Here is a 20,738-nt window from a genome sequence, read left to right on the forward strand (position 1 = left end):
TCCTACTTTCCGCCGGAGTAAGCATGGCCGTCCCCGACGAAGCGCGTGAACCGCTCCTGCGCAGCGGCAACGGAAGCCTGCTGTTCCGCGGCCCGTAACGTCTCCGCTCGGGCCTGAGTCAGGAGCAATATCTGCGCCTGCAAACTCTGTTTGGTCTGGAGCCCAAGCAGTTCATTGCCGGACTGCTGCGCCTGCAAGGATCCGACGGCAGCGGAGGAATTTGCCATCAACGTGCGAAGGGTCTGGCCGTCCTCGTCAAGACTTGAGGCAATTGTTGCCTGTGTCACCAGAGCTTGCTTCAACCCCTGATAGGTGTTGTCCCAGCGTGACGTTGCGTCCTGCACCATGAGGTTGGAGGAAGACGAAGCGCTGTACTGGCGCGGATAGAGACGCTCGAAATCGCTACGAGCCTTGTCGACGTCGAACGAAATGCCTTTCGCTTGCGCGACCAGGCTGTTGAGCCGATTGATCGTGCTTGTCAGTTGGCCCACGACGCTGCTCGGCAGGCTCGTGAGGTGGCGCGTCTGATTGATCAGCACCTGCGCCTCGTTCTCGAGGCTCCTGATCTGATTGTTGACCTGGTCCAGCGCGCGAGCCGCACTCAGCAGAGTTTGGCTGTAGTTCCAGGGATCGTAGACGATGGACTGAGCATGTGCATGGCGCAGTCCCTCAACCCCGACTACGCCGGAGATGATGACGGTGACGACAAGCATACGGCGCGAGACGAATCCGCGCGTGCGGGATCGCAGCATGGGCAACTCCAAGTTTGGCTGGTTTGGATGGCGCGCTAAGACGACAGCGCTTCTTCGAAGGTGCTTATGAGATTGGCAGCCCAGTGAAGGTCTCGCTCCGCGAGATATCGCTTGGCAAAGTGGTGGGGGCCGGAACGCGACAAAACTGTCTCGATAATCCGCTGATCCTCGGGCGAGGAAGCTGCGACCAGAGCTAGCGCCACCGGTCCAAGGCCAAGCTCGAACAAGCGGTTTCCGGCGCGAGACTGGAGGTAATAGTCCCGTTTGGGAAAGGCCTCCCCGATCAAGCGGATCTGCATGTCATTCAGACCAAACCGGCGATAGGTCTCCGTTTGGGTCGGCTCAAGCGCTCGGGGATTAGGTAGGAAGATCCGTGTCGGACAGGACTCGATGATCGCCGGCGCAATCTGGCTTTCGGCGATATCGGCGAGCGACTGGGTGGCAAAAATGACGGCCACGTTCTTCTTGCGTAACGTCTTCAGCCACTCCCGGATGCGGCTTGAGAAGAGCGGATCGTCGAGAAAGACCCACGCTTCGTCCAGCACCAGCAGAGTGGGCCGGCCGTCAAAGCGGCCATCGAGGGTATGAAAGAGATATGTGAGAACCGGCGCGACCAAGCCGGGCAACGCCATCAGCTCATCCATCTCGAAGGTGAGCACGTCGGCACCGGAGAGACGATCCGCATCCGCGTCGAGAAATCGCCCGTATGGTCCTTCAAGCGTGTACGGCTGTAGCGCCTGCCGCAGTGTGTCGCGCGCAAGCAAGGCGACGAGCCCGGTCATCGTCCGCTGGGACGCAGGCGCGGAACCAAGGCTCTTGAGTGCGGACCAGAGAGCTTCCTTAACTTCGGGCGTGACCTCGACCTGCTCATGGGCGAGCACACCGCAAAGCCAGTCCAGCGCCCAGAGCCTCGCCCCCTCCTCCGCAACATCCTTCAGCGGTTGGAAGGCAATGCCGGCCTTGGCTCCCAATTCGTACCAGGCTCCCGCCAAGGCGAGCGTCGTGGCACGCGCAGAGCGGCCCTTGTCGAACGTAATGAGTTGGGCCCCGGGATATCGCCGGAATTGAAGGGCGAGCATCGAGAGCAACACCGATTTGCCGGCTCCGGTCGGGCCAACGATGATTGTATGCCCGACGTCACCGGCGTGCAGCGAGAGCCGAAACGGGGTGGCCCCCTTGGTCTTCGCGATCAGAAGCGGCGGTCCGTCGAGGTGATCGCACCGTGCGGGCCCAGCCCATACCGCCGAGAGCGGACACATATGAGCGAGATTCAGAGTGTGGACGATCGGTTGACGAATATTGGCGTAGGCCTGCCCCGGGAGACTGCCGAGCCAGGCTTCCACCGCATTGACGCTTTCGCGGATGACCGTAAAGCCTCGGCTATTGATCACCCGCTCGACGGACCGGATCTTCTCATCAGCCTGCCGAGCGTCTTCGTCGGTGACAGTGACCGTCGTCGTGACGTAACCGAATGCGACCAGGTCGTCGCCGAGCTCGGACAGTGCGTCGTCGGCATCCAGAGCCTTGTTGTTGGCATCGGTGTCGAGGAGTGCGGCCTGCTCGTTGAACATGACCTCTTTCAAGATCGCACCGAGCGACTTTCGCTTGGCAAACCACTGCCTGCGATACCGCGACAGTGTTGCGTTCGCCAGAGTCCGATCGAGCGGCAGAAACCGGGTGGCCCAACGATAGGGAACGCCGAGCCTGTTCAACTCATCGAGCAAGCCTGGAAAGGTCACCGCCGGGAAACCGAGGACAGTCAGCGCGCGAAGATGGCTTCGACCAATCGCTGGCGATAAACCACCAGTGAGAGGCTCGTCGCTAAGGAAGCAGTCGAGATAGGCCGGGATCTCGGGAACGTTGACCGGGTGCCGCTTGGTCGAAACGCAGCTGTGCAAATAGGTCAGCGTCTCCGCGTCGCTCAGAGGCCAGATTTCTGGCAAAACTGATGAGAGCAGGTCGATTGCGCGGTCACTCTCCTGGATGAACCGCTGAAGATGATCCCAATAGCCCTGCTCACCTCGCGGTAAGCTCCGGCGACCTTCGGTCCCCGGGGATTGTCCGTCGCCGCCGTTTGCTGGCTGTTCTGGCAAGTCGGGGTGGACGAGATACTTGCCGCGATTGCTTTGCGCTTCGCCGGTCGTCGCACTGTCCCCGCCCTTCGGCCGCTCCAGGAACAGCCCCTCGAGCCGAGAGACCCGCTCAGCCGGCGGCAGGTACATCAAGGTCAAGTGCAGCACGCTCTCGAAGTGCTGTCCACGTGGCCGTGACGGATCTTCCCAGGCGATGCCTCCGGCGCCCTCGAATGCCGCACGCCGCTCCTCATCGATTAGCCAGGACACCGCGTCGGGAAATTGTGAGCGCGGATACTCGGACGCCCCGATGCGCGTGGCGTCAAAGAACAGCGCCCACCCCGACCCGAACCGTTTCAGGACGTTGTTGACCCGTGAGGTTACGCTCATCAGCTCAGCTTCGGTCGCGCTGTCAAGGTCGGGGCCCCGGTAACGTATCGTGCGCTGAAAGCTGCCGTCCTTGTTCAGGACGACGCCCGGCGCGACCAGGCATGCCCATGGCAGCCAATCCGCAAGGCGATGCGCTTGACTACGGAATTCTCTTAAGTTCAGCATGCGAGCCAGCCCTTGTGCTTTGTATGGCGGACGGTGACTTCGACGAAGGCCGGATCGCGCTTGGCGAGCCAGACCGCAAGGCTGTGACCCACGATCCATATCAAGAGGCCCGGAAGCCAGAGCCGCAGGCCAAGCGCCAACACCGCCGACAGCGTGCCGATGAGGATGGCGGCGGCGCGTGGCGCGCCGCCGATCAGAATGGGCTCGGTGAGCGAGCGATGAAGTACGAGCTCGACTCCTGCTGCTTTCATGGGATCAACGCACCGCCGCCGAACGAGAAGAACGAGAGAAAGAACGAGCTGGCTGCGAAAGCGATCGACAGGCCGAAGACGACCTGGACCATCTTTCGGAACCCGCCGGAGGTGTCTCCGAAGGCGAGCGAGATGCCTGTCACTGTGATGATGATGACCGCGACGATCTTGGCTACGGGCCCCTGCACGGACTCGAGGATGCGCTCGAGCGGGGCCTCCCATGGCATGCCCGACCCCGCCGCATGCGCCGACGAAGCAGTCAGGAGAAAGCAGGTGGCCGTCGCGGTCAGTTCCGCGACACGAAGTCCGCGCGTCCGCTGACAGCGAAGGCACGAACGCAGGTATGGACGCAGTTGAGTCAGCATCTTGCAGTCTCCCTGGATCAAGAACGATGAACGGTGTTTGGAAGTCCGGGCGGGGTCTCGAGCAGGTAATCGCCTGATGAATCGAGGCCCCTGAGTTCGGCAATCGTCTCGATCCGCCTGGCGGGACCTCGTCCCTTGATGAACACGATCAGGTCGATGGCCTCACCGATGAGACGACGCGGAACCGTCGCGACGGCCTCCTGGATCAGTTGCTCGATCCGGTAGAGGGCGGCTCGCGCCGAATTGGCGTGGACTGTGGCGATGCCGCCGGGGTGGCCAGTGTTCCAGGCCTTCAGCATGTCGAGAGCTTCGGCCCCTCTGACTTCTCCGACGACGATGCGGTCGGGACGCAAACGGAGCGTCGATCGCACGAGATCGGCGAGGCTTGCCACGCCTGGCTTGGTCCGCAAGGTCACTGCGTCTTTTGCGTCGCAGCGCAGTTCGCGGGTATCTTCAATGATGATCACCCTCTCCCCAAGACCCGCAATCTCGGCCAGCAGCGCGTTGGCGAGGGTTGTCTTGCCCGAGCCAGTGCCGCCGGCGATCAGGATGCTGCGCCCTTCCTTCACCGCGGCCGTCAACACGTTGGCCATGACGGGCGAAACAGTTTGTGTCCGAACGTAATCAGTGAGACGAAATGTCGTTGTGGCTGGCTTGCGGATAGCAAAGCATGGCGCCAGAGAGACCGGAGGCAAAACGCCCTCGAAGCGTTCGCCTGTCTCCGGAAGCTCGGCCGAAATGATAGGGGACGTGCCGCTCGCCTCCGCGCGAACGTGGCTAGCGACCAAGCGGATGATCCGCTCGGACTCCTGTGGCGTCAGGACCACGCCCGTGTCGGCGCGGCCTGAACCGTGCCGATCAAGCCACAACTTCCCATCAGGGTTGACCATGACCTCGACAACGTCGGGTTCTTCGAGCGCGACGGCGATGGCCGGCCCCAGTGCGGTCCGCAGCATGCCGCGGCGTCGTTCCCGGGTCTCGGACGAGAGGAGATCAGACATTTCCGACCTCCTCTCGCCCAGCCGGAGAATGCTCCGGCGGCTCACCCGTCGCGTTTGGCGCGCGGGATCCGACATCATTGGGTTGGGCGGTCCCTAGAGGGGCGCCCTCCTCCAGGCTTCGCATGAAGAGGTCTGGTTTCGAGGCGCTGACACGATCCATGACGTCGGCAACAAGCCGGCCACCGGAGGCGACCCGTTTGCCGACCTGAGCGACAAACATTTCGAACCGCTCGCGCCCTAAAGCGCGCGCGGCGTCCTGATCGCCTGTAGGCAGTGGCGGAGTGATCGTCAGGTAGTAGCGAACGAAGAGTGCGATGGTCTCAGCCATGACCGAGAGGTCGCGGTCGGCTCGTTCGAGTTGCCGGCTCACGCGGTCAAGCCTTCGGATCAGCGCCGCGTCGCCACTTGTGTCTCGCTCTGGATTGAGAAAGCGGTCGAGCGCGGCGTCCACGATGGCCGACTTGTTGCTGCCAGGACGCTTTGCGGCAAGTTCCAATCGCTGAGCGACGCTATCGGAGACGTAAGCCGAGAGTTTCGGTTTCATGAGTACAGCTCTTCAAAAGGAAGGAAGAAGGTCGTCGTCGTCGCGGGTGACAACGTGCGCTTGGCGCACGGAGCTGGATGAGCTTGCAGCCCGTTGCATTTGGTTGCGATCGGCGGCTGTATCTTCGTCATCGTCGAGCAGACGCTCCTCGACGAAACGACCTTCACTCACACGCGGGGCAGCCTCGCCAAACAGTGGCAATTGTTGTTTGAGACCTCCTTCTGCGCCATCTTCCTGCATCAGGTCGCGGTACGGGGTCGTCGCGAGGCGAAGATCGACCGCGCGGGTCTGTCCGCCCCAGTCGTCGGCGCGCGCTTCAGGACGATCGCGATATTCGGCACCGTCGAGCTCCGGCGGCCGATGCAAACGACCGACGAAATTCGCATCCTCATAGTGGCGCAGCTTGGAAGCTCTGACTGGCGCCAGGCCCGAGACGAGGATGATGGCCTGATCGGGTGGCAACTGCATCACCTCTCCCGGAGTCAAGAGTGGCCGAGCGGTCTCCTGGCGGCTGACCATGACGTGTCCGAGCCACGGCGCGAGCCGATGGCCTGCATAGTTGCGTTGCGCGCGGAGCTCAGTTGCCGTCCCTAAAGCGTCCGAGATTCGCTTTGCTGTGCGTTCGTCGTTTGCGGCAAAGGCAATACGGACATGGCAATTGTCCAGGATCGCATTGTTTTCGCCGTAGGCTTTCACGATCTGATTGAGCGACTGCGCGATGAGATATGCTCGGATGCCATAGCCAGCCATGAAAGCTAGCGCGCTCTCGAAGAAGTCGAGTCGGCCAAGCGCTGGAAACTCATCCAACATCATCAAGAGCTGACGCTGCTTGCCATTTTCAGCGTTCAGCGCTTCGGTCAGCCGGCGACCGATCTGATTGAGGATCAGCCTGATCAACGGCTTGGTCCGGCTGATGTCTGACGGGGGAACGACCAGATACAGCGTCACCGGCTTGCCTGCGCTAACCAGATCGGCAATTCGCCAGTCGCAGCTCTCAGTGTTGTGGCTGACGATAGGATCGCGATAGAGCCCTAAGAAGCTGACGGCCGTCGAGAGGACCCCCGAGCGCTCGTTCTCTGATTTATTGAGAAGCTCGCGCGCGGTCGCGGCCACCACCGGATGGACCTTCGGCTCCTTCGCCGTTCCAAGGTGGTTCGTTGCCAGCATGATCCTGAGGGTCTTCTCAAAGGACTGCGCGGGATCGGCCAGGATCTCGGTCACCCGCGTAAGCGTCTTCTGCTGTTCTGCATAGAGGACGTGAAGGATGACGCCGACCAGAAGCGAATGGCTGGTCTTTTCCCAATGGGTGCGACGTTCGAGCGCTCCTTCGGGATCGACGAGGATATCGGCGATATTCTGGATGTCGCGGACCTCGGCCGCTCCTTTACGGACTTCGAGCAAAGGATTGTAGCGGGCACTTTTCAGGTCAGTCGGATTGAACAACAGGCAATGCGAGAACCTTGAGCGCCAGCCCGCCGTCAGTTGCCAATTTTCGCCTTTGATGTCGTGAACCACCGCAGACGAGGTCCACGACAGCAGCGTCGGCAATACGAGCCCGACACCCTTGCCCGAGCGCGTTGGCGCAAAGCACATCACGTGCTCCGGTCCATCGTGCCGCAGATAGTTATTCTCAAGGCGCCCGAGGAATACACCCTTAGCGGTGAACAGGCCCGCGGCCTTGATTTCCTGCACCTCTGCCCAGCGGGCCGAACCGTAGGTCGTTACGAGTTGATTTTGGCGTGCCCGCCACACCGAATTGACGATCGCAAAGAGCGCGCCGGCGATCCCGCCGGATGCCGCGATAGCACCGCCCTCTTCGAAAATTTCAGGTGCATAGGCCTCATAGGCGAACCACCATTCGAACAACCGCCAGGGCAGATAGATCGGATAGTTGGCAATCAGAAACCAGGGATCACCTAGCCGTTGCTGAAACCCGAGGCTGGCCGCAGTCCATTGGGTTGCTCCCCACGTCGATGCGGCAACGATGCCGAAGACGACGGTAATTTGACCAACATAGATTTTCGCCGGAAACATTCGCTGCCACCCGCTCGATGTGAGCGGCGCGATGAGAACGGTGAATCCGGCAAGCCTTCAATTGAAATAAAAATGCGCGCTGGCGATGAGCGCCAACCCGATCGAACACGATAGGATCAACCCACTCGAAGAGAAAATTCGATACAGCATCGTCGAACGTTTCAACAGAGTGTGATCGGTTAGCGCAAGTAGGATCAATTCGCACGCATGCAAGGCAGCGCCTTACAACGCGGCGGCTCACTTACCTTGAAGCGGCACGACTCGCCTCGGCAAGTGGTATTTGCCGCGAAGCGCTAGAGCTCAATGCTTCTTCTAATGGGACCAAATTGCGCTGCTCAGCAGCAGCGCAAGGTGCTCTTTGATCCCCCCGATAGCCGCGATCGGCTTGTCTTTGCCGACGATGCTGAACATCATCATCATCGGCATCAACATCAGCAGCAGCATGCAGATACAGGTTCGATGATCAGCCGGTCGGATATGCTCAGTACGTTCTGTCGGCTGTTCACCGCATTTGCCTGCAATTCATTCCGCCGTCTCTGCGCCTTCGCCGGTTGGCGGCTGTGCAAGATCGTAGTCTTCGGGATTTGAGCCTATCTCCCTTATCCCCTTCGCGAGCTCAGTTCGGAGAGAGGTCTGGAAATCCTCATCGTAAGTCGCGATGCTCGCGCGGATCTCTGTTTTCCAACGAACACCACGATCCCAGGCCTCCACGAAGGCCGATGCGAGGTCGGCATGCTGACGATTAGCGACCATGGCTTCGATGATGGATTTTGCCTGGAGGCGATCCTTCGAGCTTTTCGCGCTCGGATCGCCGTCGATCTTCCGGCGGGATCCGACAATCAGCTTGTGAACGGCGTAGCGTTCCGGTGATGGAATGAGAACTGGCACACCGGCACCATGCAAAAGCACCGCGCGGACAGGCTGGTGGATGAGGAAGTCGAGGAATCGCAGCGGAAATGCTGAGGCGCCGCCCAACGCCGGCATGTGAACAGGCTTGCCTGCCTGGTCATCGGACCATTGGTTGGGTGTGAGGAATTCGACTTTGAAGTTGGTTTCCTTGGAGACGAACTGAGTTGAGACCCTGCTGTCCGCCTGACTCGGCACCTCGCGAAACGTCGGATCGACCTCCTGCAGGACCTGCAGGATGGGCGGGATGGAGTCCTTGATGGCCACCGAAATCTCGTGGAATTGCGCAAAGTCGGCATCGCCGGTTTGCATGGCGACTGCATCGAGGCGCCGGCCGAGAATGGCAGAGTAGCATTGGTAAGCGACCGTACCGACGAGGACTCCCCTCATTCGGAAGAAGCCGGCTTTCGCCAATTGTTCGACGACTTGGCCTGCGAGCGCGAGCGGACGCGGCAGGTAGGCCTCGCGGACCAGTGTGGAGACGAGACGACGGCGTCCTTTGATGTCCGCCTTCAGGTCCTTGAAGGCTTCGACCCTTTTTGTGATTTCGGGATCGTCCACGGGACCGACATAGCTACGATCCTGGCCGCCGCCATCGGACTTGGGCTTGTCGAAGTACCAGTACTTCTTGCCCTTGACCTCGACAGCCACGAACCTGCCGTCCGAGGAAAACTCGGATGTAAAACTCTCGTCGAGGCTGCGCTGGACCAGCTCCGAATAGAGGGTCTGGTACGAGATATCGAGGGGTTGGGTTGGAGCCATGGCGGGTCCCTCAGTTATACTATTTTCGCGAAAACAGTATAACTTCTGGAACTCGCTCACAAGGCCAGTTATACTATTTTTGCGGAAATAGTATAACTATTGTAAATCAGAGGTTTACCGTCAGTTTTCCTAACTTATACCCAAACCGCGCTTTTGCCCGATCGACCAGGATATGCCGCCCCCACCAACGCTGCCGGTCACAAGCTGTCCGCGCGCCCGCTCCAGGACAGGTCGCCATGGCACCAGCGCAAAATCGTGCGATCGCTCAATCAGGGCGAAGCGACCGCTGTTCAGCGTCAGCATCCGCCGGTAGGTACCGCTGACGCTATCGCCGGGCTTCACATCGCGAAATTCGAGCCCGGTCCGAGCAGAGATATCCGATGCAGTCCGCGCCAACTCACGCGCCTCAAGTGTCCGCAGCATATTCCGCGCATAGCGGACCTGCCCCTCCTCCTCCATTGCGAACCCTTGATCGATGAGCCATTGCCGTCTCGTGCGGAGCGCTGCTTCGACTTCCATGCCGAACCCCATGGACGCGAACGCGTCATGCTCTTTCGAGACGAGCCTACGATCGAGCCAGGTTGGGCCCAATGCTTGAGGCAATTCCTCGAGCCTTTGCCACGAGAGAACCGTGATCTGCACGGGATCACGCGACCGGTGCAGCGCTTCGTATCGAAGCGCCCGGTCGAGGTGATCTGCACCTACACTCCAGCTTCCCTCAACTGATCGGCTCACCAACCCATCCTGCCGCATCGTCTCCAGACGCCGCACATGTGCCGCGATAAATTCGCCGGAGGCCTTCGGGTCGAACTCCCGATGCAACTGATCGCTGTAGATGCCGCGATTAGCGTCCGCGATCTTCGCAATTGTCCGGTCGATCTCACGTGGCTCGGCAGACCGCAATCTGAGCTCGACGATGGTATTCCGCACGGGCGCGTCGTCATGACTGGCTAAAGCGCCAATCTCGGCATAGTGCGTTCGTCCATCTGCTCCATCGATCACGACATAGCGGCGCTCGCTAAGTTCATCCGAGAATCCCTCGCCGACAATCCGCCCGATCACGCGCTGATCATCCCGCCCCGGATCGAAAATGACATAGTTGCCGGCAGCCCTTGCAATACCTGCCTCGCCGAGTTCGCGATGCATGGTCTTGATGATGTCGCCCCGCTCTCCTATCCGCCTGAGCTTTGGCTCAAGCTCGGCATCGATACGCCAACGACCAGGCTTCTCTTCTTCAGCCAGTCCCATTCGCTCAAGCGTTCGTAGCCGCCCTGTTCGAGCGGCTTGCCAGGCGGTGTCGCTCTGGCGTCGCGCCCCGGCATCCAAATGGCCGTTGGAAGCATCGCGCATGATGGCCCGGTCGAGGCGAGTGAACCGCTCGGCCGTCACCTCACGCTGAAGCTTGCGAGCCGCCTCGATCTCGGTTTCAGGGCCGAGCTCCCGGGTGACGAGGTCGGCTGCCCGCGCGCGCAAGCCGTGCGAGATGTAGTCGCGCGCGATGACAAGATCCTCTCCCCGGTCGTCTTTGCCACGCAGCACCAAATGGGTGTGAGGATGCCCCGTGTTGAAATGATCGGCTGCGACCCAGTCAAGCTTGGTGCCAAGATCCTGTTCCATCTGACGCATGAGGTCGCGCACGAACGGTTTCAGGTCGTCCAATTCCGCGCTGTCCTCGGGCGCGACGATGAAGCGGAATTGGTGGCGGTCGCCGGCACTGCGCTCAGTGAACGCCTTGGCGTCTGCGCGGTCGATCTCAGCATCGTACAATTCGCCTGGCGCTCCCTCGCGCGTGACGCCGTCGCGCTGAACATAGCGCAGGTGCGCGCGGACGGCACCTCTCTCGCCGGATTTGATGCGCACGATGCGTGCCTTGACCACAACGCGCCGTTGGCCTGTCGCACGGCCGCGTCCGGCAAGCGTTGTGCCCTGGGCATGACCACGGCCAATCCTGCCACCCGTGAATGACGAGGCTCGCCGCGAGCAGGCGCCTGCCTTCTGAGCCTCCTGGCGGACGCGCCGAAGATAGCTGGCCGCTCTCTTCACTCGTCGATTGCCGACCCTGCCAAGCTTGACGTCGAATTCGTCGTCGATCTCGTCCATGATTTTGCGTCCGCCTCAATAGCGCGACCGATATGTGGGGTGATTGGGAGCGCGCCAAGACGCAGACGCAATTATGAAGGAACACCATCGCGATAGGCGTGGTCTGGCGACATCGCGCATCTCGGCGGCGCCAAATCTGGGATGTGCAGACAATGACTTAGGCGCTCTCCGGCGCCAGTGCTTTTATCTTGCCCTCTTAATCGGTCGTCTGGTGCGCTTCATCTCACCCATTCTCGCTTCCTCTCTCTGCTGTGACAAGACCTTTGCTTCGACGCCACAAAGCTGGATGACGAGCGAGAGTCCGGGTGCGCCGTGCACTCTTGCGCGCTCATCGACGGCACAAAATCGCTGCAGCAAGGCAGCGCGCAAGCCGTCGCGGCGCATCTTTCCATCGGTGTGACGGAGCCACATCACAGGCACTGCTGCGTGGTCCAGGCGCCCCGCAAAGGGCGTGGCCACAAAGCAAGATAACGTGCGTTCCGTCGTCGTGGATCTGCACCAGGTCTCATCCGCTCAGCGCGGAGCTCCGTGTTCAAAACGTCGCGTTCATTAGCTCAACGATCTCCCAAATCGGACCCTGCGAGCTCACGCGAGGGGCGCGAGCAGCCTGCGTTCCTTGACGGCGGCGCGTGCGCTGACGTCCGCCTTGGCGGCGTCCGGATCACCACAGTAGAACGTGCCATCGACCCACATCGCGTGCATGATCACGGCGAGTTTGCGTGCCACCGCGACGGTTGCCTTGCGGTGCGAGGTACGTTTGGCGAGCATCAGACCCCAGCTCTTGACCTTGTCCTTCTTCTTGTAGCGGGTCAAAAGCGCGCTCGCCGCCTCGTACAGCGCGCGCCGAACATCACCGTCGCCGGCCTTGCTGATCCGCCCCTGCACGTCGATCGAGGAGCCGGACTGCCAACGCCGCGAGGTCAGGCCAAAATACGCCGCGACGTCGCGCGAGCGCCTAAATCGGGAAGGATCATCAACCGCGGTCATGAAGCTCAAGGCCGCGATCGGGCCGACGCCGGGAATCTGCATGAAGCGCCGGCACAGCTCATGGCCGGCGACCAGCTTCACCACCAGATCGTGCAGCCGGCAGTACTCTTTCCACAGCGCGGCGCGCGCGTTCAGCATGGCATCGATCAGCTCACTGACCAGCCCATCGTGCGCCACCGCCTCGCGCAAAACCGCCCCGCCCGACTCGGTTCAGGCGGATGCCAAACGCCTTCAGCGAGTGCCGGACCGCGTTCTCGAGGTCCAAAAACTTGCGCTTCAGATTGCGCCGATGGGTCAGCAACAGCCGCAGCCGGTAGCACGCTTCGCTCTTGATATGCGCCTTGCGGAACCAACCGATCCGCATGATGTGGGCGATGCCGAGCGCGTCCGTCTTGTCGGTCTTGTTGCGCTGCGCGTTGAGCGCCGCGTGGACGTGCAGTGTCTCCAGACACACCGCCGGCAAGCCCAGTTTTAATAGCTCCGGATGCAGCCAGGGCGACAGCGCCCCGGCCTCATGACCGAGCCGCCGCAGCCGGGCGAGATACGGTTTGAGCGCCGCCTTGATCGCCTCCGGATCGGTCACGACCGCGGTTTGCAGGGCCACCTCCCCCTTGTCGTCGACCACGCAAATCGCGCTCTCGTCCATGCCGACATCCGGTCCACAGAACCATTCGCACGCCTCCCGCGTTGCTGAGGCGGCGCAGTGTGGGGGATATTCAGCCGCCGAGCCGCGCGATCCGCCGCGAGTTCCGGCGCAGACCGATTACGGGCGGCATTCCCGACTTCCCATTAACTGGTGCCCTGCCTCTAGTTTTTGGGAGACATATGTGCTGTCGCAAGAGCGGTTTGCAGCACTCAATTGGGTCGGCTGGCGACCAAAGCTGACTAGCGGCAACGCTCCGCGCAAACTCTGAAGGTTCCGAATTGCCCAATTACGCGTCCGGATCGATAATTAGAACGCCGCGGTTCACGCCTACGACAACACCGCCGTTGCCGTCCGACGCAAGCGATGAAACACCGTCCTGAATCGCAATCGTATCAATCGGAATCGCGCCGTTAGACTGGACTTCCCAAATGCGAATGCTGCGATCCCAGCCCGCGGAGAACAGAAAGAGCCTGCTATCTCTTTCGCAGAACGCTACGGCATTCACGCCGTCGGCATGCCGTCCAAGCGGTTCACCGATGGGCGTCCGCGTATCGAGCATCCACAGCCAGACGAGCCCATTCTGGTCACCTCCTGCGACCACTGGGCGCCCGGCCAAGGAGCCCAGCGCCATTGCATTGAACCAATACCAATCCGTCGTTAGGTCGTTCCCAACTACTTCGCCGGTGATAGTATCGAAGACCTTGATCGTGTGGGGACTTCCCGCGGACACCACGACCGACCTGCCAGCGATTTCGCCAAAAGCAGCTTCATGCACATTCTCCTTTCCTTCTAGCAACGTCCGCTTCTTCGTTGCACTCGAGTCGGGTCTCCACAGCCGAACTGTTCCGTCAAAACTACCAGAAACGATCAATGTATCGCGACTATCGCCGGATATAGCCACCGAACGAATCGACGAGGTATGTCCAAGCAACGCCAGGCCAATCTGAGCTCCGGTCTGCGCATCCCAGCGCCGAATGGTATGATCGTCGCGCGCTTCGACAACAATTGTCTTGCCCCTCACATCGCCAATCGCGATTGCATTGATCTCACCGTGCGACCTACCACGATTGGGGTTCTTCCTCCTGCTCCAGGTCTTTCGTACTGTCTCAATGAATCGTCGAACCGGTCTTTCATGAAATTTTTTGATGTGCCGACCTGTCTTTCCGTCCCAAAGTCGGATCCCATCACTGCTTGCTGATACAACCATGGGCTTGCCTGATGCATTGGCCGCGGCAACAGCAGAGACGTCCTGCACGTGCAAATTGGCGTCAACATCGGTCGCAGTATTGAGCATGCCTAAGTCCCACAGCCGAACGGTCTGATCCGATGCGCCAGAAAGAAGGATCAGCCGATTATCTAGAAGGCCAAACGCCGCTGACTTCACCCAACCAGCATGCCCCGACACCGGAACACCAACATTCTGCCCAGTCACGCCATCGCACAACCTAATCGCATTATCCAGACAGCCGCGAGCAATGAACGGTTGATGCAATGTGGCCAGCGCTATTGCGCCACATCTTAAATCGATTGCCGGACTTCGACGCGACAGCGAGTGTCCGGTATTTGCGTCAAACACCCTTATTCGGCCGTCCGTTGTCGCGACCACGATCGCCGTGTGATCGAACAACTCTCCGATCGCAATCGCGTTGAAGAGTCCCAAGCGGATATCGATTGCGGGACCAATAGGAGTAAGCTCAAGGGCATCGTAGAGCCGAATCTTACGCGCTCTATCGGCCGCCAAGCAGACTGGCCGGCCATCAACCGTCCCGACCGAGAGAACGTACGGTGCATTAGAGGGGTACTTGTCCTTCTTTAGCCACTCACCTTTCCGAACGTCGAAGAGGCTCACCGCTCCGCCGCCAATCGCGACAATCACGGGCCTATCGTTCAAGGACGAGAGCGCAACGGCTTGGGCCCTAAAACCAGTAAGCGGCTCACTCTCAGCTCGATGTACCTGCAAAGGACTACCAATGGCCAAACCGTTGCGCGCATCCCATAATCGCAATGAACCAAGCTGATCAAGCGACACGACGGTCGGCCGACCGTCAATTTCTCCAAAGGCAACGCCACCTACTTCTGCATGATGATGGCCTATCACGCGATGAGGTGCAGTCGGTCTGACCCTGGCCCATCGGCAGCGCCACGCGACTGGGACGGGCGGCGCCAACTCGACGGCAAATTCCGGGTCCTCCATTTGCGCGGTCAAATGGATAAGCGGCAGGCGCTCTGCCGGCGTTCTCCCAATTAAGCGGTCAGAGACCCGGGAATAGATCTCGCCGGCGCGCCAAGATTCACCGTAGGGTTCGTTCCAGATTAACTGCGCGAGACGAACGGGGTCAGCCACGGCGAGAAACCCCGCATCGCCGATAAGTTTGTGCAGGAGGCCGGCCTTCGCAGCATGATCGGCAAGATATCGCCAGAGATATCGATCGGCCTCCAACCATTGCTCGCCAGTTATTGTGCCGCCAAGAGCGCTGACGATTCGAGCCTGCACGCCTGCGGCTCCTCGCCCAAATTGATAGTGATCGGCCAGCGACTGATGTGCTAATCGATAAACAGCCTGACCATCCTCTCCCGCCTCGACGATATGCCAACCGGCCCTACCAAGCACCCAAGCGACATCTGCATCGCTGTATTCTATTGTCTCGCGCGAGCTAGCACTCGCGACCGCAGCCCATACATGCCGGCTCAATCCCTGTCCTTCGGCCCATGCGAGGGCCTGCAGCAAGTCATTGACCCGCGTTTCGCTCCCGCCAAATCGGGCGCGCAGATCTTGCTCAAATGCAGCGAGCGCGGTCGCTGGTAACTCTCCCTCGATATCTCCTCGCTCACGGATCGTGCGCGAGACGATCCGCGCGTAAAGAAAGACACCATTTGAGCGCGCAGCGACACGACCTGCGATCGATGCCAACCAGTCAGGCCCTTTCTTACGCAAGGATTCCACATCCAGCAGGCGGCGGTAGACGTACTCGCGGATATCGTCTTCGCTGGCGGCTTCGTCGTCGAGATCATAAATGAGCGCCTCGCGGCCAAATGCCTTTCGCAATCGCTCGTGGCGTTCTTCCGTCTTGGGAACTACTGATCCATCGAGGCTGCGGCGCGTTCCAACAAGCACGCGAACGGCGCGAATATGCGTCAATGGACCAATCAGGTCGGAGGCAATTGTGGCACTATGTCCTTCCGCGGCTTCGTCCAATGCGTCGAACACGACGGTTATGGCTGGCCGGTCGAGCGCAATAATCTTGGCGAGCACCTCGTCAGCGCGGACTGCGTCGACCTCGGGCAACTCGATTCGCAAAGCTTTGCAGAGCGCGCGAGCGCACTCGTCCAACGTCTTGCCTTTTGCATGAATTGCGACGTCAATGATCCCAAGGGGTGGAAGGCTTCTCTCGTCTGGGCTGAGCTCTCCCGCTTCAACCAAGCGTCGTCGATACTCATCGTCGGACAGCAAGACGATACGACCTATCACCGCCGATTTGCCGGATCCTGCGGGCCCGGTGACGATGCACAGGCCGAAACCACGACCGTTAAGCCAATTGATCAGTTCGGTCTGTATCCGCTCGCGCCCGGTGAAATACCAACCTTGCTCACCTACTTCGACCCCGCGCGCTGCAAGGTTGAGCGGCGCAGCAGCCTCGGAAGCCGACAGGCGCCAAGTACGCTCTTCAACGTTTTGCGCAGGAAGCCCGGCACGATAGCGGGGGTTTGGCAGAATCTCCGCTTGCGAACCGCCGGCCCGAAACTGCGGGTTGCTAAAATCTTTCGGCATGAGGGCGATGCACGCATCGCTAAGGTCATCTGGCTTGATGTATTCGCTGTTGTCCGTCCATCGTCGCTGCTCGGGAGAAAGCTGTGGGTGAAGCAGCGCGTCGCGAAGGGCGGAGAGGAAGATATTATCCTTGGCCCTTTCCAGGCCGTGAGCGGATGCCAGGATTGCAAAGGAAAACTGCTTGTTCGGCGCTTGCGTGCCAAGAGCCTTATCCAACTCCTTTACGATGTCATTTGTTCCCAGGCCTGCATGGCAGGAGTCGACGATCAAGAGGATGGAGCGTGCCTTAGACTGCGCAATAACAGCTCCGATTGAAGCCGTATCTACCGCGTTGTCGAAGTCGATACTGTCCTTCGGCGTATCGCGGCAGATGAGATAGTGTTTCCCAAGCTCATTCTTGCCATGGCCGGTCCACAATGCGACAGCGCGTGATCCGGCCGGTAGCCCCTTAATCCACGCCGTCAGATTTTTTCTGATTTCGTTTGCCGTACCACCCGTGATAAGTTGTGCGTCGCCAATCTTGTACTCGCTGTTTCCCAAATCGGCCGCGAGACTGACGGCGCTTGAAGCCGCAGCTTCGAGACTTTGCCAATGATCGTACTTTGTTTGAGTGACAATGAGTGCATGGGCCTTCATGGCGGCGCGCCCACCGTCGCCCATGCCAAGGTCCAGTCGGCGACGGGATCGAGGGGAACGAGGGGGGACGCTGACCCAACGGTAATGCGATGTGCCCCGGGGGCCAGGCCATCGAGGGTCACACTGTAAGTCCCATCGCCTAGTGTCTTCATCAACTTCGGCGGGCTAGTTTCAGCGCCCTCTTCATCGTGGGCTGTGACCTGAAGTGCAAGGCCTGCATCGCCGCCGACCGACCGGACGTTCACCAGGAATGGCATTCCAGCGTCGACGGTTTCCGGAACCCCGAGACCAAGTCCGCTCTCAACTCCCATGAATCCGCCAAGCTGATCCGACATCATCCCAAACAGCTGCTTAAGGATGGAATCCGTCGATTGCAGGAGCGCATGCGATTGCGAAGCAAAGATCGCGGCGCCGTCATCATTACCCCACTCAGGCGGATGGGCGCACGGCCGTGGCACTGTCCCATCGCCGCCATAGTCGGTGCCCTTGTGATGAAGAGAAGATTCAATTTTGCCATTACGCAGGAGCGCTGATTGCTTCGTGGGCTGGTCAATTCCCTTGATCGCAAACGTCTGGAACGTGGGATTGGCCTCGACACTATTGTTGATTCGCTCGTGGAACTTGAAGGCTTGCGCGAGATTGCCACGGTCGAGTTGCTCGGGGAGGAGGTCGGTGGCGATCTTATCGAGTTCTGCCAATTCTCCCTGACCCACATCGAGACATTTGTAAGTCGGAAGCAGTTCGTAGACTGATGGAAAACTCCGCACCAGCTCTCCGAGCGACAGACCCAGCGCTTTGAACGATAGCCCGTTCACCAATGTCTCAAGGGCATTGATCGAGCCGCCATAAGGCGTGCCGACGGTGATTAGTTTTCGGGTCAGATCACGGCCGCCAAGCACCTCGCAAAAGTGACGGGCGATCAGGCCACCCATCGAATGGCCGATGAGGATTAGCTTGGCTCCGTTATTTTGCGAGAGTTTGCGCCAACGTTCGAGAGCCGGGACGACCAGCTCCGCGAGCCGGGTGGCGTTGTGCTCGCTGGAAAGGCGCCAGTCATAGGGAAATTCAAGAAAGTTGCCAGCCTGTGTAGGGGTGGCGATTGTGATCGTGAAACGCTCACGAATGAAGGCGGCCCAGCGACCGTAGCCGTCAGCCTTCCAAAAAGTTGGCAACACGGCCAGCTGCGGCAGCACGTAGGGAGCAGTGACGCCGTCCTTTGGGTCACCGGCACCGAGCCCTTTCGGAAGTTTGAGTTCGGTAACTGAACCCTTCAAGTGAAAGAGATTTTTGAGGGCTGTTCGTCCAGAGGCCGCCCAAATTTCCTTTCCATCCTTGACCAAAACTGAACCCATCAGTCCAGGAATAAGGACGATCAGGTCAGACATAGGCTGTTGCTGCGGCATGTTCTGCACTCGCGGAAAATCAATCGATGACCTTCAAAAACGTAACGCAAGCAATCGGGTAAATTAAAACCTACAATAGAAGGAGAGCGCAACGTTTTTTTGGACGCGATCCGGCTCTTGAATCGGACCGCCACCTCGCTGTGCCGAACTCTGAAGCAAGTTGACTGTTGAGCTATATGGGAGGGTTCCATGTCCAAAGGGGACGTGCAGCCCCGATGATATCGCACCGAAGCACCGGCCCGAAGTACCTCGAGTCGAACGAATGCGGGTGCGGCTGCATCAGGAAGTACTCCCCATTGACGAGCCTGAAGCATCCCTCCCAAGATGGCAGCGGCCGCCCTGCCCGGTCCTTTTCCTGGACCTCGGCGGTGACCTTGCCGTTGATCGAGACGGTCCCGATCGGCGTCGTGGCGCGGCAGACTTCATCGCCGGCGCCGGCCACGACCTGCTTGAGGAGCGGCACAGGCGCCGGCAAGACCTCATGAGCGAGGAGCAGGAGTTCGATCCCCGGCGATGGCCTGTAGACAGCCAGTTCGCCTCGCGCCGGCGCTCGCGGCTCGACGTAATAGAAGCCGAACGGCGCGCTGCCGGAAGCGTTGTAGATCACAAGAGGCTCCTGGGGTGCGAAGGACACCAGGGCTGCGACGGTGCTGGCGGACATGGCCGACAGTACGGCCAGCTGGCGCCATGGTCTGTTGCGATCAATCAGCATCGGAGGTCGACCTCCGCTTGCTGGCCTCGGAATACTCGACGAGGTCTTCGATGTGATAGCGGACATAGCGTCCGTGCTTGCGATAGGCTGGGCCCCTTCCGTCGACCCGCATTTTCTCGAGGGTGTTCTTGGTCAGCCGCAGCCAGGCGGCAGCTTCCTTGGTGTTGAGGAAAGGCTTGTCGGAAGCCTTGTCATCCTGTCCCGTCATTGCAGAAGTGTTCCTTCCTACAGACACGCAACCCGTGAGTGTGTGAAGAAGCGTCGTCCGATCGGGGGCAATTTAGGGAGTGGCGATATTTCGCCCGGCGCATTTCGCCACTAGCGCGCGCAAAATTGGTCTAGCGAGCGAGGAACTGAGCCAGTCAGCTATTTCGGTAAGTTCTGGTTAACCCAAGAGATCTCGGTAGCCGCCCTTCATCAGCTCGGTGCCCTTTGCGACAAGCCGTCGCGTGCGGTCCTTCAAGAATTGACTATGGCTGCGCCAGTCCTCAGTGACTTTCTTCTCTCCGAAGATCGTCATTGCGATCTCCCGATACGTCTTGCCGCGAAGGCTCTCATCGAGCGCAATGAGCGCATGCTGCAAACGCTCGTCATTCGCAAATGGTGGCCTTTGCTCCTTCTGGAAGCTAGGTTCTGCGAAGCGCTTCAGCTGCTTCAAGAGCTCTGTCTGCGCGACAATATCGGCAAGGTCGTTCAGCTCGAACACCGGAGCAAAGGGCAGTGTCAGGACCCGCAAGCCATGTATCGCGATGGGAACGTGGACGCCACCGCCCTTCATCAGCACGAGCGGCACGCCATCGACACCAATGACCGCGTGTCGGTCCACCCGGAAATTTGCCAGGGTCAATGAAGCGGTTTTGCTTTCCGGCGTCGGCCTGGTCGCGTTCACGCGAACGATCCGTTTGAGGGCATTCGCGTGCCAGAACACGGGCGCCTGATGGGCGCCGAGGCGCGGATCGGCGAAGGCCGAGAGGCCCCATTTCTCGGCACGGGGAAAGCGCCGCGGCAGGCGCAACAGGCGCGTGCCGTCGATCAAAGTGATGCACGGCAGGTGCCGCGGCACAGAGGAACGCCAGTCGGCCTTGTAGTCCTCGTTTCTGCGCAGGAATTCCCATGCCCAGTCGCTCCCGTCGTACGCGACGAGATTGCAGGCAGCGATGTTGTCGCCGGCGTCGCGGCGCGAATGCGAGATCGGATTGGTCAATGGATTGCCCCGTCGAGAATGTCCTCCTTCCAATCGTTC

The 20,738-nt window shown here is 60.1% G+C and carries 15 protein-coding genes and 1 pseudogene; all 16 read right to left on the bottom strand.

Annotation, left to right across the window (positions count from 1 at the left end):
- Window positions 1–2: 2 nt before the first annotated feature.
- Complete coding sequence (trbJ, locus tag ACKWRH_RS27760) at window positions 3–752, bottom strand: P-type conjugative transfer protein TrbJ (RefSeq protein ID WP_445216096.1); 750 nt, start codon at window positions 750–752, stop codon at window positions 3–5.
- Window positions 753–787: 35 nt separating this feature from the next.
- Window positions 788–3,379 carry a conjugal transfer protein TrbE gene (gene trbE, locus ACKWRH_RS27765; protein WP_445216097.1) on the bottom strand — a complete coding sequence of 864 codons (2,592 nt, stop codon included), beginning with the start codon at window positions 3,377–3,379 and terminating at the stop codon, window positions 788–790.
- On the bottom strand, window positions 3,373–3,630 hold the full coding sequence (locus ACKWRH_RS27770) for a VirB3 family type IV secretion system protein (RefSeq protein ID WP_445216098.1): 258 nt from the start codon (window positions 3,628–3,630) through the stop codon (window positions 3,373–3,375). Before ACKWRH_RS27770 ends, trbE begins: the two co-directional genes overlap by 7 nt.
- Window positions 3,627–3,995, bottom strand: a complete 369-nt coding sequence (locus ACKWRH_RS27775; RefSeq protein WP_445216099.1) for a TrbC/VirB2 family protein — start codon at window positions 3,993–3,995, stop codon at window positions 3,627–3,629. The genes ACKWRH_RS27770 and ACKWRH_RS27775 overlap by 4 nt, the downstream gene beginning before the upstream one ends.
- Before the next feature lie 17 nt (window positions 3,996–4,012).
- Window positions 4,013–4,951: a P-type conjugative transfer ATPase TrbB gene (gene trbB / locus ACKWRH_RS27780; RefSeq protein ID WP_445216100.1), complete on the bottom strand. Its 939-nt coding sequence runs from the start codon at window positions 4,949–4,951 to the stop codon at window positions 4,013–4,015.
- Window positions 4,952–4,988: 37 nt separating this feature from the next.
- Window positions 4,989–5,540, bottom strand: coding sequence for a CopG family transcriptional regulator (locus ACKWRH_RS27785; RefSeq protein WP_445216101.1), 552 nt, complete (start codon window positions 5,538–5,540; stop codon window positions 4,989–4,991).
- 12 nt (window positions 5,541–5,552) lie between these two features.
- Complete coding sequence (locus ACKWRH_RS27790) at window positions 5,553–7,574, bottom strand: conjugal transfer protein TraG (protein ID WP_445216102.1); 2,022 nt, start codon at window positions 7,572–7,574, stop codon at window positions 5,553–5,555.
- A gap of 312 nt (window positions 7,575–7,886) precedes the next feature.
- Complete coding sequence (locus ACKWRH_RS27795; RefSeq protein ID WP_445216103.1) at window positions 7,887–8,018, bottom strand: hypothetical protein; 132 nt, start codon at window positions 8,016–8,018, stop codon at window positions 7,887–7,889.
- Window positions 8,019–8,096: 78 nt separating this feature from the next.
- Window positions 8,097–9,242: a nucleotidyltransferase family protein gene (locus ACKWRH_RS27800; protein WP_445216104.1), complete on the bottom strand. Its 1,146-nt coding sequence runs from the start codon at window positions 9,240–9,242 to the stop codon at window positions 8,097–8,099.
- Window positions 9,243–9,371: 129 nt separating this feature from the next.
- The gene (rlxS, locus tag ACKWRH_RS27805; RefSeq protein ID WP_445216105.1) at window positions 9,372–11,342 is read right to left on the bottom strand and encodes a relaxase/mobilization nuclease RlxS; all 1,971 of its coding nucleotides are present in this window, start codon (window positions 11,340–11,342) and stop codon (window positions 9,372–9,374) included.
- A 585-nt stretch (window positions 11,343–11,927) separates the two neighbouring features.
- A pseudogene (locus ACKWRH_RS27810) lies at window positions 11,928–12,975 on the bottom strand (IS110 family transposase).
- 286 nt (window positions 12,976–13,261) lie between these two features.
- Window positions 13,262–17,404, bottom strand: a complete 4,143-nt coding sequence (locus tag ACKWRH_RS27815; protein WP_445216106.1) for a hypothetical protein — start codon at window positions 17,402–17,404, stop codon at window positions 13,262–13,264.
- Entirely contained in the window at window positions 17,377–18,765 is a 1,389-nt protein-coding gene (locus ACKWRH_RS27820) for a lipase/acyltransferase domain-containing protein (protein WP_445216107.1), read from the bottom strand. The genes ACKWRH_RS27815 and ACKWRH_RS27820 overlap by 28 nt, the downstream gene beginning before the upstream one ends.
- A 190-nt stretch (window positions 18,766–18,955) precedes the next feature.
- Window positions 18,956–19,495 carry a S26 family signal peptidase gene (locus ACKWRH_RS27825; RefSeq protein ID WP_445216108.1) on the bottom strand — a complete coding sequence of 180 codons (540 nt, stop codon included), beginning with the start codon at window positions 19,493–19,495 and terminating at the stop codon, window positions 18,956–18,958.
- Window positions 19,485–19,703, bottom strand: a complete 219-nt coding sequence (locus tag ACKWRH_RS27830) for a helix-turn-helix domain-containing protein (RefSeq protein WP_254137934.1) — start codon at window positions 19,701–19,703, stop codon at window positions 19,485–19,487. Before ACKWRH_RS27830 ends, ACKWRH_RS27825 begins: the two co-directional genes overlap by 11 nt.
- A 177-nt stretch (window positions 19,704–19,880) precedes the next feature.
- Entirely contained in the window at window positions 19,881–20,699 is an 819-nt protein-coding gene (locus tag ACKWRH_RS27835) for a DNA -binding domain-containing protein (RefSeq protein WP_445216109.1), read from the bottom strand.
- Between the last annotated feature and the right edge of the window lie 39 nt (window positions 20,700–20,738).

The sequence above is a fragment of the Bradyrhizobium sp. Pa8 genome (genome assembly GCF_052588265.1).

What these genes read in the sequence shown, in the direction of transcription:
- ACKWRH_RS27775 (WP_445216099.1), bottom strand. Translation starts at nt 3,995, where the DNA reads ATGCTGACTCAACTGCGTCCATACCTGCGTTCGTGCCTTCGCTGTCAG.
- trbE (WP_445216097.1), bottom strand. Translation starts at nt 3,379, where the DNA reads ATGCTGAACTTAAGAGAATTCCGTAGTCAAGCGCATCGCCTTGCGGAT.
- rlxS (WP_445216105.1), bottom strand. Translation starts at nt 11,342, where the DNA reads ATGGACGAGATCGACGACGAATTCGACGTCAAGCTTGGCAGGGTCGGC.
- ACKWRH_RS27800 (WP_445216104.1), bottom strand. Translation starts at nt 9,242, where the DNA reads ATGGCTCCAACCCAACCCCTCGATATCTCGTACCAGACCCTCTATTCG.
- trbB (WP_445216100.1), bottom strand. Translation starts at nt 4,951, where the DNA reads ATGCTGCGGACCGCACTGGGGCCGGCCATCGCCGTCGCGCTCGAAGAA.
- ACKWRH_RS27795 (WP_445216103.1), bottom strand. Translation starts at nt 8,018, where the DNA reads ATGCTGCTGCTGATGTTGATGCCGATGATGATGATGTTCAGCATCGTC.
- ACKWRH_RS27830 (WP_254137934.1), bottom strand. Translation starts at nt 19,703, where the DNA reads ATGACGGGACAGGATGACAAGGCTTCCGACAAGCCTTTCCTCAACACC.
- ACKWRH_RS27815 (WP_445216106.1), bottom strand. Translation starts at nt 17,404, where the DNA reads ATGGGCGACGGTGGGCGCGCCGCCATGAAGGCCCATGCACTCATTGTC.
- ACKWRH_RS27770 (WP_445216098.1), bottom strand. Translation starts at nt 3,630, where the DNA reads ATGAAAGCAGCAGGAGTCGAGCTCGTACTTCATCGCTCGCTCACCGAG.
- ACKWRH_RS27790 (WP_445216102.1), bottom strand. Translation starts at nt 7,574, where the DNA reads ATGTTTCCGGCGAAAATCTATGTTGGTCAAATTACCGTCGTCTTCGGC.
- trbJ (WP_445216096.1), bottom strand. Translation starts at nt 752, where the DNA reads ATGCTGCGATCCCGCACGCGCGGATTCGTCTCGCGCCGTATGCTTGTC.
- ACKWRH_RS27785 (WP_445216101.1), bottom strand. Translation starts at nt 5,540, where the DNA reads ATGAAACCGAAACTCTCGGCTTACGTCTCCGATAGCGTCGCTCAGCGA.
- ACKWRH_RS27825 (WP_445216108.1), bottom strand. Translation starts at nt 19,495, where the DNA reads ATGCTGATTGATCGCAACAGACCATGGCGCCAGCTGGCCGTACTGTCG.
- ACKWRH_RS27820 (WP_445216107.1), bottom strand. Translation starts at nt 18,765, where the DNA reads ATGTCTGACCTGATCGTCCTTATTCCTGGACTGATGGGTTCAGTTTTG.